Source organism: Streptomyces rhizoryzae, assembly GCF_023155275.1.
GTDB lineage: Bacteria > Actinomycetota > Actinomycetes > Streptomycetales > Streptomycetaceae > Streptomyces > Streptomyces rhizoryzae.
Genome location: NZ_JALMUV010000077.1, coordinates 1 through 15299, shown reverse-complemented (window position 1 = coordinate 15299; position 15299 = coordinate 1). Strand labels below are relative to the sequence as shown.

Here is a 15299-nt window from a genome sequence, read left to right as displayed (position 1 = left end):
CCCCCATCCCCGCCTACCCCGCCGCCGAGCGGGCCGTCCGCGCCCTCGCCGAGGCCGTCCGCTACGCCGCGTGGCGCCGGACCTCCGCCGAACCAGGCCGGGTGCCCGAGTACGACGACATCCAGGAGGCCGCGGCCGGCGCCGACATCGACCGCCTGCTCGACCGGCTCACCTCCGACGTCGCCCCCGGCCGCTCCGTCGCCCTGCCGCCCGCCGACGCCGAGGCCCTGCTGGCCCGCTACGGCATCCACGTCCGCCCCGCCCTGCCCGCCCCCGACCCGGACACCGCCGTCCGCGCCGCCGCCCGGCTCGGCTACCCGGTCGCCCTGAAGACCACCGCTCCCCACCTCCGGCACCGTGCCGACCTCGGCGGTGTCCGCCTCGACATCGCCGGCGAGGCCGAGCTGCGCCGCACGTACACCGAGCTGACCGACTTCCTGGGGTCGCCCGCCGAGCTGCGCCCGGTCGTCCAGGCGATGGCGCCGCGCGGCGTCGACACCGTCGTCCGCGCCGCCATCGACCCGGCCGCCGGCGCGATCCTCTCCTTCGGGCTGGCCGGTGCCCCCTCCCAGCTGCTGGGCGACCTCGCCCACCGGCTGATTCCGGCCACCGACCGCGAGGTCACCGAGCAGATCCGGTCGATCCGCAGCGCCCCGCTGCTGTTCGGCTGGCGCGGCTCCCAGCCGGTGGACACCGGCGCCCTCGAAGAGCTCCTGCTGCGGGTCTCCCGGCTCGTCGACGACCACCCCGAGGTGGTCGCCGTGGACCTCGAACCGGTCGTCGTCGCCCCGCGCGGCCTGGCCGTCCTGGGCGCCTCCGTACGCCTGGCCAGACCGCCCGCGACCACCGACCTCGGGCCCCGCCGGCTGCCCTTCTACTGAGGCTCTCGCGCCCCTGTACGCCCCGTAAGATGGACCCCATGGCTAAGACCGGTACGACGACCCAGGGGCTGCGCGCGGCGATCGAGCGCAGTGGCTATTACCCGACGCTCGTGGCCGAGGCGGTGCAGGCCGCGGTCGGCGGCGAGCCGGTGGTCTCGTACCTCGTCCACCAGGAGACGACCTTCGACGCCAACGAGGTCCGCCGCCACGTCACCGTCCTGGTCCTGACCGGCACCCGTTTCATCGTCAGCCACACCGACGAGCAGGCCGCCGACGCCACCTCCCCCTCCCCGTACGCCACCACCTCCACCGAGTCCGTCAAACTCGGCCGGATCTCGTCCGTGGTGCTCAGCCGCGTCGTCGCCAACCCCGAGTCCTACACCCCCGGCCAGCTGCCCCGGGAAGTCGTTCTCACCATCGGGTGGGGCGCCGTCGCGCGCCTCGACCTGGAGCCCGCCAGCTGCGGCGACCCCAACTGCGACGCCGACCACGGCTACACCGGTTCGTCCACCGCCGACGACCTCTCCCTCCGGGTCAGCGAGGCCGGTGACGGCCCGGACTCGGTGCGCGAGACCCTCGCCTTCGCCCAGGCGCTCTCCGAGGCCACCGCGGCCACCGGCAGCGCCCGCTGATGGCCCACACCGCCCCCACCTGGCCGGAACCAGAACCGCTCGACCCGCTCACCGCGCCCGTGCCCCGCTACGGCACCGGCTCGCTCGCCGACCTGCTGCCCGCCATCACCGCGGGCCAGGGCCTGCCCGGCGTCACCACCGGTATGGAGCTGGCCCCCGCCGACCGGGCGTGCGTCTTCCTGATCGACGGGCTCGGCTGGGAGCTGCTGCGCGCCCACCCGGCCGAGGCGCCGTTCCTCACGTCCCTCCTGGACACCTCCCTCAACGGCACCGGCCTGCCGCTGACCGCCGGCTTCCCCGCGACCACCGCCACCTCGCTCGCCTCGGTCGGCACCGGCCTGCCCCCGGGTGCCCACGGCCTGCCCGGGTACACCTGCCAGGATCCGGCCACCGGCGCGCTGATGAACCAGCTGCGCTGGCGCCCGTGGACCGACCCGCACACCTGGCAGCCGTACCCGACGGTCTTCCAGCTCGCCGACGCCGCCGGCATCCACACCTGCCAGGTCTCCGCACCGGACTTCGAGCAGACCCCGCTCACCCGCATCGCGCTCAGCGGCGGCACCTTCCACGGCCGGCTCTCCGGCGAGGAGCGGATGGACCTCGCCGCCGAGCAACTCGCCGCCGGCGACCGCTCGCTGGTCTACACCTACTACTCCGAGGTCGACGGCAAGGGCCACCGCTACGGTGTCGACTCCGACGCCTGGCGCGGCCAGCTGCTCTACGTGGACCGGCTCGCCCAGCGCCTCGCCGAGCAACTCCCGCCGCGCAGCGCCCTGTACATCACCGCCGACCACGGCATGATCGACATCCCCTTCGACCCGGAGTCCCGCATCGACTTCGACGAGGACTGGGAACTGCGCGCCGGCGTCCGCCTGTTGGGCGGCGAGGGCCGGGCCCGGCACGTCTACGCCCATCCGGGCGCGGCCTCCGACGTCCTGGCCGTCTGGCGCGAGGTGGTCGGGGACCAGATGTGGGTCGCGAGCCGCGACGAGGCCATCGCCGCGGGCTGGTTCGGGCCGCAGGTCGACGACCGGGTCCGCGCCCGGATCGGCGACGTGGTGGCCGCCGCCCACGCCGACATGGCGATCATCGCCGGTGAACGGGAGCCGGGGGAGTCCCAGATGGTCGGCCTGCACGGTTCCATGACCCCGGTGGAGCAGCTGGTCCCGCTCCTCGAAGTCCGCACCTGACCCGCGGGGCCGGGCCCCGCCCCGGTCCGGCCCGTCCTTTCCTGCCGCCCCCTCCCTTCCGCACGAGCCCGAAAGGCCCGCCCACCCCCATGCCCGAGCTGGTGTTCTTCTCCGGAACGATGGACTGCGGAAAGTCGACACTGGCGCTGCAGATCGAGCACAACCGCTCGGCCCGCGGCCTCCAGGGCATGATCTACAGCCGCAACGACCGGGCCGGCCGCGGCAAGCTGTCCTCCCGCCTGGGCCTGGTCACCGAGGCCGTCGAGGCGGCGGACGGCATGGACTTCTACGCCCACGTCGTCGGCCACCTCAGCTCCGGCGGCCGGGTCGACTACGTCATCGCCGACGAGGCGCAGTTCCTCGCCCCGGAGCAGATAGACCAGCTCGCCCGCGTCGTCGACGACCTCGGACTGGACGTCTTCGCATTCGGCATCACCACCGACTTCCGCAGCAAGCTCTTCCCCGGCTCCCAGCGGCTGGTCGAACTCGCCGACCGCATCGAGGTGCTTCAGGTGGAGGCGCTGTGCTGGTGCGGCGCCCGGGCCACCCACAACGCCCGCACGGTCGACGGCCGCATGGTGGTCGAGGGCGCGCAGGTCGTCGTCGGCGATGTGGTCGGGGACGCCGGTGAAGGGGCGGAGCGGCAGGGCGAGGTCGGCTACGAGGTGCTGTGCCGGCGCCACCACCGCCGCCGGCAGACCGCGGCGACCGCCCGGGCGGCCGCGCTGTCCCCGGACGTGCTGCCGGTCGACGCGCCGAAGTAGCGCCCCCGAGGCGGCGGCCTGCCGGGTCAGTGCCGCTGGATGACGGTGAAGACCGCGCCCTCGCTGTCGGCGACCGTCGCCAGCCGGCCGTGCGCCGAGTCCCGCGCCGGCCGCAGCACACGGCCGCCCAGTTCGACGACCCGGCGGGTGGCGGCGTCGGTGTCGGAGACCGCGAAGTACGTCATCCAGTGCGGCCCCCGGTCGCGCGGCAGCGCGTTGCCGACCCCGTGGATGCCGGCCACCGGCTTGCCCTTGAGGTGCAGCGTCAGGTAGTCGAAGTCGGCGGAGACCACGGCCTCCGGTTCGAAGCCGAAGACGTGCTCGTAGAACGGCGCGACGGAGTCGGTCTCCTGGGTGACGAGTTCGTTCCACACCGGGGTGCCCGGCTCGCCGCTGAGCGCGGTGCCCAGCATCGTCCGGCCCTGCCAGACACCGAAGATGGCGCCCTGGGGGTCGGAGGCGATCGCCATCCGCCCGGCTTCGTCGGCGTCCAGCGGGCCGACCCCGACCGTGCCGCCGCAGGCGCGGATCTGCTCGGCGGTCACATCCGCGTCGTCACTGGCCAGATAGGTGGTCCAGGACACCGGGAGGTGCCGGTCGGCGGCCAGTTCACCGACCCCGGCCACCTCCAGGCCGTCGAGGAAGGCCCGGGCGTACGGCCCGAAGTGCTGCGGGCCGGGACGGAACTCCCAGCCGAAGAGCGCGCCGTAGAACTCCTGCGTCGCGGGCAGGCTGTGCGCCAGGAGGCTCACCCAGCAGGGCGCGCCGGGCATCCTCCGGGCTGCTGCCTCGGTCGTCATCGTCACTTACTCCTCGGCGGATCGGGGTGCTGGCCATGTGCGGTACGGGCGCGGGTCCCGAGCAGATGCTCGCACCCTGCCACCGGGTGTGCGCCCCGGCCGCGCCGTCCGCGGCGCGTTCCCGAGAGAGAATGCCCGTTTTGACGCCCGTCTTCCGGTTCGCGGGGGGTGCGGCGCCGCGCAACTGCGTCATACGGAGGGTGGGCGCCCGCCTTCTCTACGTAGGCGCCGCTACGCAAGGATGAGTCCCATGAACGCCATCATCACCGCTACCGAACTCGCGAGCGAGCTGGCCGGCCCGGGCGCCCCGCTCCTGCTGGACGTGCGCTACCGGCTCGGTGGCCCGCCCGGCCGCCCCGAGTACGAGGCCGGCCACCTGCCCGGCGCGGTCTACGTGGACCTCGACCGCGAACTGGCCGGCCCGCCCGGCAGGAACGGCCGGCACCCGCTCCCCGATCTCGCCGGCTTCACCGCCGCGATGCGCGCCGCGGGGGTCACCGCCGCACACCCGGTGGTCACCTACGACGGCGGGCAGGGCTGGGCGGCCGCCCGCGCGTGGTGGCTGCTGCGCTGGGCGGGCCACCCGGACGTGCGGGTCCTCGACGGCGGCCTGGCCGCCTGGCAGGCGGCCGGCGGCGCCCTGAGTGTCGACAAAGTGACTCCGCCGGAAGGTGACTTCACCCCGGAACCGGGCGCGATGCCGCTGCTGACCGCCGACGACGCCGCCGCCCTGGCCCGCCGCGGTGTCCTCCTGGACGCCCGGGCAGGCGAGCGCTACCGGGGCGAGACCGAACCCATCGACCCGGTCGCCGGCCACATCCCCGGCGCGGTCTCCGCGCCCACGACGGAGAACGTCACCGACGGTGGCACGGTCTTCCGCCCCGCCGCCGAGCTCGCCGAGCGGTTCGCGGCACTGGGCGCCACGCCCGACACCGAGGTCGGCGTCTACTGCGGCTCCGGCGTGTCCGCCGCCCAGCAGGTCCTCGCCCTCGCCGTCGCAGGGATCCCCGCGGCCCTGTACGTCGGTTCCTGGAGCGAATGGTGCGCCGACCCCTCCCGTCCCATCGCCACCGGCCCGCAGCCCGGCTGAGCCCCCGCCCAGGCCCGCCACAGGCCCCGCACGCGACCGCCCGCCCCCTGCGTGCAGGGAGCGGGCGGTCCGCCACGCGCGACAGCGGCCGGATCCCCGCCCGCACCGGTCATCCGGCTGTTCCGGCTATTCCGGCTTCTTCCGCCGGGTGCCGAAGACGATCTCGTCCCAGCTGGGCACCGCGGCCCGGCGGCCCGGGCGCACCCCGTCCGCCTCGGCCTGCCGGTCGGTCGTCCCGGTCAGCCGGTCCCGGTGGCCGGCCACCGCGCGCGGCATCAGCACATCCGCGTACGCCGACCCCGCGCCCGCGCTCGCCGCCGGGGCGGGCGGCTCCTCGATCTCGGCCTCCGCGGCCTCGTCCTGCTGCGGCGCCTTGGCGGTGTCCGGTACGACCATGTCGCCCCGGAAGCTCGGCACCGCCTCCAGCAGGCTGGTCAGGGAGTCCCGTTCGCGCTCGGCGGCGACCTCCTCGCCGCGCCCGTCCCGCTCCTCGCCGGACCGCTCGGGCATCTGCCGGTCCAGGGCGCGGTCCAGCGGCCGGTCGCGCGGCAGCCGGGCGATCCGGGGTACGAAGGGGAAGCTCGGCTCGGGGGTGTCGTCGTTCTCGCCGATCAGCGTGCGGGCCTCGTCGTCGACGGCCTGCACCAGCCGGCGCGGCGGGTCGTACGTCCAGGTCGCCGAGCGCGGTTCGCCCGCGACCCGGTAGACCAGCAGTACCTCCCAGGTGCCGTCGTCCCGGCGCCAGGAGTCCCACTGGGTGCTGTCCTTGTCCGCGCCGCGCAGCAGCAGCCGTTCGGCGACCGCCTCACCCAGCTGCGGGCCGGTGTTCTCACCGGGGCGGCGTACGGGGGTCTTGCGGGCCCGCTCGGCCATGAACGCCCGCTCGGCGAGCACCGGTCCCTCGAAGCGGCGCACCCGGTCCACGGGGATGCCGGCGAGCTGGGCGACCTCCTCGGCGGAGGCGCCGGCTCGTATCCGCGCCTGGATGTCCCGCGGGCGCAGGTGGCTCTCGACCTCGATCTCGATCTGGCCCAGCCGCGCTCTGTCGTTGCGGACGGCGGCGCGCAGCCGCTCGTCGATCGGAAGCGTGTACTCGGTGCTGTCCGCAGCCTTGAGCACCAGCCGTGTGCCGTCGTTGGAGACGGCCACGACACGCAGTTCGGGCATGGGGACCTCCCGGGTGGTGCCTGCCGACGTCACGTGCGTCGCTGCTTCCGCTAGTCGAGTGTGGCCTGCCCGGGTGCAGCCTGCCACAACATTGCCGAGTTGCCCGGCGTGTCGGGGCTTGGCCCAGAAACGCCGTTATGACACGGTTACCAGTTCGCAACGCTCAGTGACCATGCCGCTTGCCCTGTCACCGACCACCCGTGCCGAGCGACGGCGCCCCAGGGAGGGTGTCACCTTCCGTGCCCCTCCCGCGGGTCCGGGCAGCCGGAACGGGAACCGGGGCCAGGGCTCGCCACAGTACTCCATTCGGGCCACTGAGGTGGACCGCCGCGCCGTGGAAGTTCTTGCCGGTCGAGGGGGAGGTATTCCTGGGTCACCGCCTCCACCTGCGGTGAAGGTGTCGATGCTCACAGATTCCACAGATTCGGAACTAATGACTCCGCCAATTGGTCACTTCTCCGTGCAACATGGATCGAAAGGGCGATCAAAGGTAGGAGATGGACGAAGAAACCGAAGCCGACACGAAGCAGAAGGAGAAGCGGATCGACCTGAGCCTCGCGCAGGTCGCCGGCAGCGCGCTCGCCGCGGCTGTCGCCGCATACCTGGCGGGTCAGCTCGGTGTGTACGGAACCATCATCGGCGCGGGTGTCGTCAGTGTCGTCGCCACCACCGGCGGCACGATATTCCAGCACCTGTTCCGGCGCACCGGTGAGCAGATCAAGGAAGCGGCGGTCACCACCAGACCCCGCCCGCGCCGCGTCTCCACCCCCCGATCCCGATCCACCACCCCCCGATCCACCGCCCAGCCGCCCGCCGGTCCGACGATGGTGCTGCCCACGTTCGACAAGAACGGCGCGGAGGACCCCGTCACCTCCGTCGCGGCCCGCGACACCGGCCCGGACACCGCCCGTACCCAGCTGATCCCGCGCGCCCAGCGGGAGCCGGCCGAGCCCGACCCGGAAGCGACCCGGCTGCTGCCGCGGCCCACCGAGCGGACGATGGCGCTGGGCCGGCCCACCGAGCGGACGATGGCGCTGGGCCGGGCCGCCGAGCGGACCATGGCGCTGGGCCGGGCCGCCGAGCGGACCATGGCGCTGGGCCGGGCCGCCGACCGCGGCACCGACGCCACCACCGTGCTCCGGCAGGCCGGCGCCCCCGGCACCCCGGGCACTCCCGGCGCCCCGGGTCCCGCCACCGACGGTGCCGGCAGCCCGCCGCCTGGCTCGGAGGAGGCCGTCGCCACCTACGGGACCCGGCTGCGCGGCTGGAAGCGGCCGGCGCTCGGCGCGCTCGCCGTGTTCGTACTGGCCATGGGTGCGGTCACCGCCACCGAGCTGGTGACCGGCGAGACCCCCAGCGGCCAGAAGGGCACCACCCTGGGCAACCTGACCACCGGGAACGTCTCCCCGCCCCGGACCGGCACCCCGCGCACCCCGGAGCCCGGGCACTCCACCGGGAACGGCACCGGCCGCGATCACGGGACGCAGTCCCCTGACCCCGGCCGCACCGGCGACGGCAGCAGCCGCCCCGACGGCGCGGACAGCGGCACCGGAACCGGCGGGCGAACCCCGACGCCAGCCCCGAGCGACGGTGCCACCGGTTCTCCGAGCCCCGGCACGTCCGCGTCGCCCGAGCCGTCGCCGGGCCGGTCCGACGGCACCGGTGACGGCGGCACTCCCGGCCCGACCGGCGGCGCGACCCCGGACCGGCCGCAGAACGAGCAGCTCCCCGGCATCCAGCAGACCCCCGGCCCCAACGCCCCCTGACACCCCCGGGTCGACCCGGACACCCCGGACGAAGGATCGCCCCTGACAACGGACCGGCCCGCCCCGAGGCGGACCGCCCGTACACCGCGGCCCGGTGCCCCTCGTGGGGCACCGGGCCGCGGCGCGTCACCGGAGGGCCGGGCGCGGCTCACTCACCCAGGACCTGCCGCAGGTACCCGTTGGCAAACCGGCGCTCCGGATCCAGCCGGTCGCGCAGCGCGGTGAACTCACCGAACCGCGGATACACCTCCGCGAGGTACGCGGCGTCCCGGGTGTGCAGCTTGCCCCAGTGCGGCCGCCCCTCGTGCGCCGTCATGATCCGCTCCGCGGCCGCGAAGTACGCCTGATGCGGCGTCCCCCGGTACATGTGCACCGCGACGTACACGGTGTCCCGGCCGGACGCCGTGGACAGTGCGATGTCGTCGGCCGGCGCGGTCCGCACCTCCACCGGGAAGCTCACCCTGAAGTCCGACCGCTCGACCATCGCCCTCAGTTCACCCAGCGCCTCGACCGCGGCCTGCCGGGGCAGTGCGTACTCCATCTCCACGAACCGCACCCGCCGGGGCGAGGTGAACACCTTGTACGGGATGTCGGTGTACGTACGCGCCGACAGGGCGCGGCTGGAGAGTTTCGCGATGCCCGGTATCGCGGCCGGCACCGCGCGGCCCACCGCGCAGGCCACCTGGAACAGCCCGTTGGACAGCAGCTCGTCCTCCACCCAGCCGCTCATCCTGCCGGGCGGCGCCGCGGGGCCCTGGCTGCGGTTGTTGCGCTTGGTGCTGCAGTTGCCGGTGTGCGGGAACCAGTAGAACTCGAAGTGCTCGTTCTCGGCGACCAGCTCGTCGAACCGGCCGGTCACCTCGTCGAACGGCATCGGCTCCTCGCGGGCCGTCAGCAGGAACTCCGGCTCGACGGCGAAGGTCAGCTCGGTGAGCACGCCGAGCGCGCCCAGGCCCAGCCGCGCCCCGGCGAAGACGTCCGGGTGCTCGGTGGCGGAGCAGCGCAGCACCGACCCGTCGGCGGTGACCAGCTCCAGGGCGGTGATCTGCGCCGCGATCGACGCCGAGTCCCGGCCCGTGCCGTGGGTGCCGGTGCTGGTGGCCCCGGAGACGGTCTGCTCCATGATGTCGCCCATGTTGGTCAGCGACAGGCCGTGCGCGGACAGCGCCTGGTTGAGGTGCTTGAGCGGGGTGCCGGCGGCCACCGTGACGGTGCCCGCCGCGCGGTCGATGCGGCGGATGCCGGTGAGCCGCTCGGGGCGGATCAGCAGCCCGTCGGTGACGGCGGCCGGGGTGAACGAGTGGCCGGTGCCCACGGCCTTGACCGTCAGCCCGTCCTCCGCGGCGGCCCGTACGGCGGCGGCGACGTCCTCGGTGCTCGCCGGAGCCACGGTGCGGGCGGGGCGGGCGGCGACGTTCCCCGCCCAGTTGCGCCAGGGCCCTTTCGGGCCGCGCCTCGCTGAGCCGCCGATGACATCGGTGACCGCCATGGTGACGTTCCCTCCCCTCGCGCGGGCCGGCCGTGTCCGGCCGCCGTCGTGTCAGCGCATGATGTCAGCCGCCGACGCCGTTCCCGGGCGGCGTGACGGGAATCACAGGGGGCGGAAAGCGGGCGCAATCGGAGGGCTCCGGGACATGTCGTACCGGCGGTAACTCTGAAGCCGGGACGAGGTGTTCGCCCTGGGGCGGACCTCGCGCGTCAACCTGTCGCCCCGGAGGTCACCTGTGCCGGTGACGTGGGGGAGGGGCGGACGGCCCCAGGGGCGAGCGACCCGTGGCGGAGTGAAGGGAGCAACCCGGTAGTGCAGGCCCCGGCACGCGCTCGCGCGGACGCGGTCCGGCGGCCCGTTCAGCCGGCCCGGGTCCCGTCGTGGTCCTCGGCGGCCGGACGGTCCGCAGGGGAGGGGACCGCGGCGACCGCGGCAGAGGGGACGGCCGGCACGCCCCCGCGGCGCAGCCACCGGTAGCCGGCCAGGGCCACCACGGCAGCCAGCGCGCCCGCGCCCAGCGGCACGAGGTAGGCGTGCGCCGCACCGGCCGCGTCCACGGCCGAACCCGCCGCCGACGAACCCAGCGCCACACCCACCGCGAGCCCCGTGCTCGTCCACGTCATGCCCTCGGTCAGCTGCGTCCGCGGCACGTGCTCCTCGACCAGCGCCATGGTCGTGACCATCGTCGGCGCGATCGACAGCCCCGCCAGGAACAGTGCGGCCCCCAGCATCACCAGTGACCCCGACAGCGACGCCGCCAGCTGGAGCGGCACCATGCTCACCGCCATCGCCACCACGCCCACCAGCCACCGCTTGGCCGGCGGCCCCGCCACGTGCAGCAGCCCGAACACCGCACCGGCCACACACGACCCCAGCGCGTACACCGCCAGCACCAGGCTCGCCGCGGCCTTGTGACCCGCCTCCTGGGCGTACGCCACCGTCACCACGTCGACCGCCCCGAAGATCCCGCCGGTCGCCACGAACGTCGCCACCAGCACCCGCAGCCCCGGGGACCGCAGCGCCGACCCCTTGGCGAGCTGCTCCCGCGGATGCGGCGCCGGCTCCGTCGCCCGCTGCGCGGTCAGCCAGAACACCCCCACCGCCAGGAACACCGCCGCCAGCAGCGGCCCCGCCTCCGGGAACCACGCCGTCGACAGTCCGATCGACAGGATCGGCCCCAGGATGAAGCACACCTCGTCGACGATCGACTCCCAGGAATACGCGGTGTGCAGCTCCCGCGAACCCCGGTACAGCGCCGCCCACCGGGCCCGCACCATCGCCCCCGCGCTCGGCACGCACCCCGCGCACGCCGTGAACGCGAACAGCGTCCAGTCCGGCCAGCGCTGCTGCGCGCTCAGCAGCAGCCCGGCGGACGCCGCCAGCGACACCAGCGTGACCGGGCGCAGTACCCGCCGCTGGCCGTGCCGGTCCACCAGCCGGGAGACCTGCGGCCCGATGACCGCCGCGGACAGCGCCAGCGTCGCCGACAGCGCCCCCGCCAGGCCGTACCGGCCGGTCAGCTGGGACACCATCGTGACGATGCCGATCCCCATCATGGACAGCGTCATCCGCCCCAGCAGCCCGGCGGCGGAGAAGGACTTGGTTCCGGGACGGCCGAAAATCGCGCGGTAAGGACTGGGCAACGGGGTGCTCCGCCGGGTGAGGAAGTCGGTAAGGGATGTCTGTGGCCGATACAGCTTACGGGGCAGCGGTGCCCGGCGCCTCCCGATTTCCGCCGTCTTCCGGCCACCGCCACAAGGGGGCCTGACCCCGCGCCACCGCCCCGCGAATGGGAGGATCAAGCCATGCCCGAACTCGACCCCCGCCCCTATGACGCCCTGCTGCTGCTCTCCTTCGGAGGCCCCGAAGGACCCGACGACGTCGTGCCGTTCCTGGAGAACGTCACCCGCGGCCGCGGCATCCCCCGCGAGCGCCTCAAGGAGGTGGGCCGGCACTACTACCTCTTCGACGGCGTCAGCCCCATCAACGCCCAGAACCGCGAACTCCTCGACGCCCTCCGCAAGGACTTCGCCGAACACGGCCTGGACCTGCCGGTCTACTGGGGCAACCGCAACTGGGCGCCCTACCTGACCGACACCCTTCGCACCATGGTCAACGACGGCCACCGCCGCATCGCCGTCCTCGCGACCAGCGCCTACGCCTCGTACTCCGGCTGCCGCCAGTACCGCGAGAACCTCGCCGACGCCCTCACCACCCTCCAGGACGAGGGCCTGCCCGTCCCCCGGGTCGACAAGCTGCGCCACTACTTCAACCACCCCGGCTTCGTCCGCCCCATGGTCGACGGCGTTCTCGCCTCCCTGGCCGAACTCCCCGAAGGCGCCCGCGCCGCCGCCCACATCGCCTTCACCACGCACTCCATCCCCACCGCGGCCGCCGACACCTCCGGCACCCCCGCCGACCACACGGAGCACGGCGAGGGCGGTGCCTACGTCGCCCAGCACCTCGACGTCGCCCGGGTGATCACCGACGCCGTCCGCGCCGAGACCGGCATCGAGCACCCCTGGCGCCTCGTCTACCAGTCCCGCAGCGGCGCCCCCCACATCCCCTGGCTGGAACCCGACATCTGCGACCACCTGGAGGAGCTGCACGCCGCCGGCGTCCCCGCCGTCGTCATGGCCCCCATCGGCTTCGTCTCGGACCACATGGAGGTCAAGTACGACCTCGACACCGAGGCCACCGCCAAGGCCGCCGAACTGGGCCTCCCGGTCACCCGCTCGGCCACCGTCGGCGCCGACCCCCGCTTCGCCGCCGCCGTCCGCGACCTCCTCCTGGAGCGCGCCGCCACCGAACGGGGCGCGGCCCCCGAACGCTGCGCCCTGGGCGCGCTCGGCGCCTCCCACGACCTGTGCCCCCTCGGCTGCTGCCCCGCCCGCACCCCCCGCCCGGCCGCCGCCGGCGCCGACTGGACCGGCCCGGCCACCGCGTAGCCGCCCCGCCCGCCCCAGGGCCCCGACCGCCCCGCCCGAGCAAGGAGCACCGTGCCCGACCCGCAGCACCCCGACCGGCCGCACACCGACCCCCTGCACGCCGAACTCCTCGACCTGGCCCTGGAGGCCGCCCGCCGCGCCGCCACCCTGCTGTGCGACGGCCGGCCCGCCGACCTGGGGGTGGCCGCCACCAAGACCAGCCCCATCGACGTGGTCACCGAGATGGACCTGGCCTCCGAGAAACTGATCACCGACGTCATCGGGGAGCGCCGCCCCGACGACGGCTTCCTGGGCGAGGAGGGCGCCGGCGCCCCCGGCACCAGCGGGGTGCGCTGGATCATTGACCCGGTGGACGGCACCGTCAACTACCTCTACGGCCTGCCCTCCTGGGCGGTGTCCATCGCCGCGGAGCAGGACGGCGAGACCGTCGTCGGCGTGGTCGCCGTCCCGATGCGCGGTGAGACCTTCCACGCCGTGCGCGGCGGCGGCGCCCACCGCAACGGCGAACCCGTCCGCCACCGCCCCGCCCCGCCGCTCTCCCAGGCCCTGGTCGCCACCGGCTTCGGCTACCTCACCGAGCGCCGCGCCGCCCAGGCCGAGGTCGTCCGCACCCTCCTGCCGCAGGTCCGCGACATCCGCCGCGGCGGCTCGGCCGCCATCGACCTGTGCGACGTGGCCTGCGGCCGGCTCGACGGCTACTACGAGCGCGGCCTGAACCCCTGGGACCTGGCCGCCGGCGTCCTGATCGCCACCGAGGCCGGCGCCCGCACCGGCGGCCGCCCCGGCCGGCCCGCCTCCCACGAGCTGACCGTCGCCGCCTCCCCGGGCGTCTTCGCCGCCCTCCAGCCGCTGCTGGACGACCTCGGCGCCTGGCACGACTGACACCGGCCCGCCGGCTCCCGGACCGGGTCCGGACAGCGCTGCGCCCCGGCACCCTCCACCGGTGCCGGGGCGCAGCCGCCGAGCCGTACGGGCCGGGGTCCGCGTCAGGCGCTGACGCTGTACCGCACGCCGTGCTCGTCGGCCAGCCGCTGAAGATCCTCCAGCTCCGCCAGCTCGACCTCGGCGAGGAAGTCGTCACCCGACTCGCGGGCCCGGACCAGATCGGCTTCGGTGTTCCGTATGCGCTGCAAAATACCTGCGGTGAACGCGTCCATGGTGCGCCCCCTCGTCGTGGGTCGGTGGCACGGGGGTGTGCCGACGGGTGGGTCGATCACGGCGTGGTCCCTGCGATGGAAACCGGAACGTGGCCAGACGCCGGTACAGGGCGTGATCGCGGGTGTGCAGTCGTCCTCCCCACCGGCAACCTCACGGAAACCTCAACCGGCCCGCGAAATCCGGAGCACACCGGCCCCGCGTACCCTCCGTCACCCCTTCCACACCCCCCTTACCGCCGGTTTATGACTCTTCGGGGCAGGATGGAAGAGCTCTGAACGGTGTTGTGCCCTGCTCAGCTGAGGGCCGTAAGGAAGGACGTACGACGTGCGTGTTCTCGTCGTCGAGGACGAGCAGCTGCTCGCCGATGCTGTGGCCACCGGACTGCGCCGGGAGGCCATGGCCGTCGACGTGGTCTACGACGGCGCCGCCGCCCTGGAGCGGATCGCGGTCAACGACTACGACGTCGTCGTCCTCGACCGCGACCTCCCGCTCGTCCACGGCGACGACGTCTGCCGCAAGCTCGTCGAGCTGGGCATGCCCACCCGCGTCCTGATGCTCACCGCCTCCGGGGACGTCAGCGACCGCGTGGCGGGCCTGGAGATCGGCGCGGACGACTACCTCCCCAAGCCGTTCGCGTTCACCGAGCTCACCGCCCGCGTACGGGCCCTGGGGCGCCGCACCACGGTCGCCCTGCCGCCCGTCCTGGAGCGCGCCGGGATCAAGCTCGACCCCAACCGCCGCGAGGTCTTCCGCGACGGCCGCGAGGTCCAGCTCGCCCCCAAGGAGTTCGCGGTCCTGGAGGTCCTGATGCGCAGCGAGGGCACGGTCGTCTCGGCCGAGCAGCTCCTGGAGAAGGCGTGGGACGAGAACACCGACCCGTTCACCAACGTCGTCCGGGTCACGGTCATGACCCTGCGCCGCAAGCTCGGCGAGCCCGCGGTGATCGTCACCGTCCCCGGCTCGGGATACCGGATCTGACCGCCGATGCCTTCGCTGCCCTCCTTCTCCAGCTCCAAGGCGACACCGCCGCCACCGGTGCCGCCCAAGCCCGCCTGGGACCCCAAACCGGTCAACGTCCGGCCCTTCCCCTGGCTGCGCCCCACCATCCGGATACGCCTCACGCTGCTGTACGGCGGCATGTTCCTGATGGCCGGCATCGTGCTGCTCACGATCATCTACATGCTCGCCGCGGCCGCGCTGCACGACGGCAGCGCCCTGCCGCTGAAGATCCTCGGCGGGAAGTTCCAGTCCACCAGCGACATCTGCGACCTGCCCACCGAGACGTCGGGCGCGCTGCTCCAGGAGGCGGTCAACAACTGCCTGATGCACCAGCGCGCGGTGGCCCTGAACAACCTCCTGAACCGTTCGCTGCTGGCGTTGCTGGGGCTGACGATCGTGGCGTTCGCGTTCGGGT

14 protein-coding genes and 1 pseudogene are annotated in these 15299 nt (G+C 74.1%); 10 read left to right on the top strand and 5 right to left on the bottom strand.

All coding sequences use genetic code 11. The features are described from left to right. From MUU72_RS33920 to MUU72_RS33905, 4 genes are all read left to right on the top strand, one after another. Nucleotides 1-881: acetate--CoA ligase family protein (locus MUU72_RS33920; protein ID WP_248017305.1), on the top strand; the 881-nt coding region annotated here is incomplete at its 5' end. A gap of 38 nt (nt 882-919) precedes the next feature. Continuing rightward, entirely contained in the window at nt 920-1513 is a 594-nt protein-coding gene (locus MUU72_RS33915) for a DUF5998 family protein (RefSeq protein ID WP_248017304.1), read from the top strand. After that, nucleotides 1513-2703 carry an alkaline phosphatase family protein gene (locus MUU72_RS33910; protein WP_248017303.1) on the top strand — a complete coding sequence of 397 codons (1191 nt, stop codon included), beginning with the start codon at nt 1513-1515 and terminating at the stop codon, nt 2701-2703. The genes MUU72_RS33915 and MUU72_RS33910 overlap by 1 nt, the downstream gene beginning before the upstream one ends. 89 nt (nt 2704-2792) lie before the next feature. Next, complete coding sequence (locus MUU72_RS33905; protein WP_248017302.1) at nt 2793-3467, top strand: thymidine kinase; 675 nt, start codon at nt 2793-2795, stop codon at nt 3465-3467. A gap of 26 nt (nt 3468-3493) precedes the next feature. Here MUU72_RS33905 and MUU72_RS33900 read toward each other — a convergent pair whose 3' ends face one another. Continuing rightward, nucleotides 3494-4267 carry a VOC family protein gene (locus MUU72_RS33900; RefSeq protein ID WP_248017301.1) on the bottom strand — a complete coding sequence of 258 codons (774 nt, stop codon included), beginning with the start codon at nt 4265-4267 and terminating at the stop codon, nt 3494-3496. Nucleotides 4268-4517: 250 nt separating this feature from the next. Between MUU72_RS33900 and MUU72_RS33895 the strand changes: the two genes are divergently transcribed. After that, nucleotides 4518-5357: a sulfurtransferase gene (locus MUU72_RS33895; protein WP_248017300.1), complete on the top strand. Its 840-nt coding sequence runs from the start codon at nt 4518-4520 to the stop codon at nt 5355-5357. Nucleotides 5358-5483: 126 nt separating this feature from the next. Here the strand turns inward: MUU72_RS33895 and sepH are convergent, their stop codons facing one another. Further along, complete coding sequence (gene sepH, locus MUU72_RS33890; RefSeq protein ID WP_248017299.1) at nt 5484-6524, bottom strand: septation protein SepH; 1041 nt, start codon at nt 6522-6524, stop codon at nt 5484-5486. A 497-nt stretch (nt 6525-7021) separates the two neighbouring features. Between sepH and MUU72_RS33880 the strand changes: the two genes are divergently transcribed. Then, nucleotides 7022-8290 (top strand): hypothetical protein, encoded by a 1269-nt coding sequence (locus MUU72_RS33880; protein WP_282505342.1) that lies wholly within the window; start codon nt 7022-7024, stop codon nt 8288-8290. 148 nt (nt 8291-8438) lie between these two features. Here MUU72_RS33880 and MUU72_RS33875 read toward each other — a convergent pair whose 3' ends face one another. Both MUU72_RS33875 and MUU72_RS33870 read right to left on the bottom strand, forming a co-directional pair. Further along, on the bottom strand, nt 8439-9779 hold the full coding sequence (locus MUU72_RS33875) for a D-arabinono-1,4-lactone oxidase (protein WP_248017296.1): 1341 nt from the start codon (nt 9777-9779) through the stop codon (nt 8439-8441). Nucleotides 9780-10138: 359 nt separating this feature from the next. After that, nucleotides 10139-11422, bottom strand: coding sequence for an MFS transporter (locus MUU72_RS33870; RefSeq protein WP_248017295.1), 1284 nt, complete (start codon nt 11420-11422; stop codon nt 10139-10141). Between the two features lie 162 nt (nt 11423-11584). On the opposite strand from MUU72_RS33870, the gene MUU72_RS33865 reads away from it, so the two are divergent. Together MUU72_RS33865 and MUU72_RS33860 are read left to right on the top strand one after the other, a co-directional pair. Further along, nucleotides 11585-12727 (top strand): ferrochelatase, encoded by a 1143-nt coding sequence (locus MUU72_RS33865; RefSeq protein ID WP_248017294.1) that lies wholly within the window; start codon nt 11585-11587, stop codon nt 12725-12727. A gap of 51 nt (nt 12728-12778) precedes the next feature. After that, a complete protein-coding gene (locus MUU72_RS33860) occupies nt 12779-13609 on the top strand; it encodes an inositol monophosphatase family protein (protein WP_248017293.1) in 831 nt (276 codons plus the stop codon). Between the two features lie 104 nt (nt 13610-13713). Here MUU72_RS33860 and MUU72_RS33855 read toward each other — a convergent pair whose 3' ends face one another. Further along, nucleotides 13714-13860, bottom strand: a complete 147-nt coding sequence (locus MUU72_RS33855; protein WP_248017306.1) for a hypothetical protein — start codon at nt 13858-13860, stop codon at nt 13714-13716. Between the two features lie 349 nt (nt 13861-14209). Here MUU72_RS33855 and MUU72_RS33850 point away from each other — a divergent pair, with 349 nt between their 5' ends. Both MUU72_RS33850 and MUU72_RS33845 read left to right on the top strand, forming a co-directional pair. Continuing rightward, on the top strand, nt 14210-14863 hold the full coding sequence (locus MUU72_RS33850; RefSeq protein ID WP_248017292.1) for a response regulator transcription factor: 654 nt from the start codon (nt 14210-14212) through the stop codon (nt 14861-14863). 6 nt (nt 14864-14869) lie between these two features. Next, nucleotides 14870-15299 (top strand): annotated as a pseudogene (locus MUU72_RS33845) (two-component sensor histidine kinase); the annotation flags it as partial.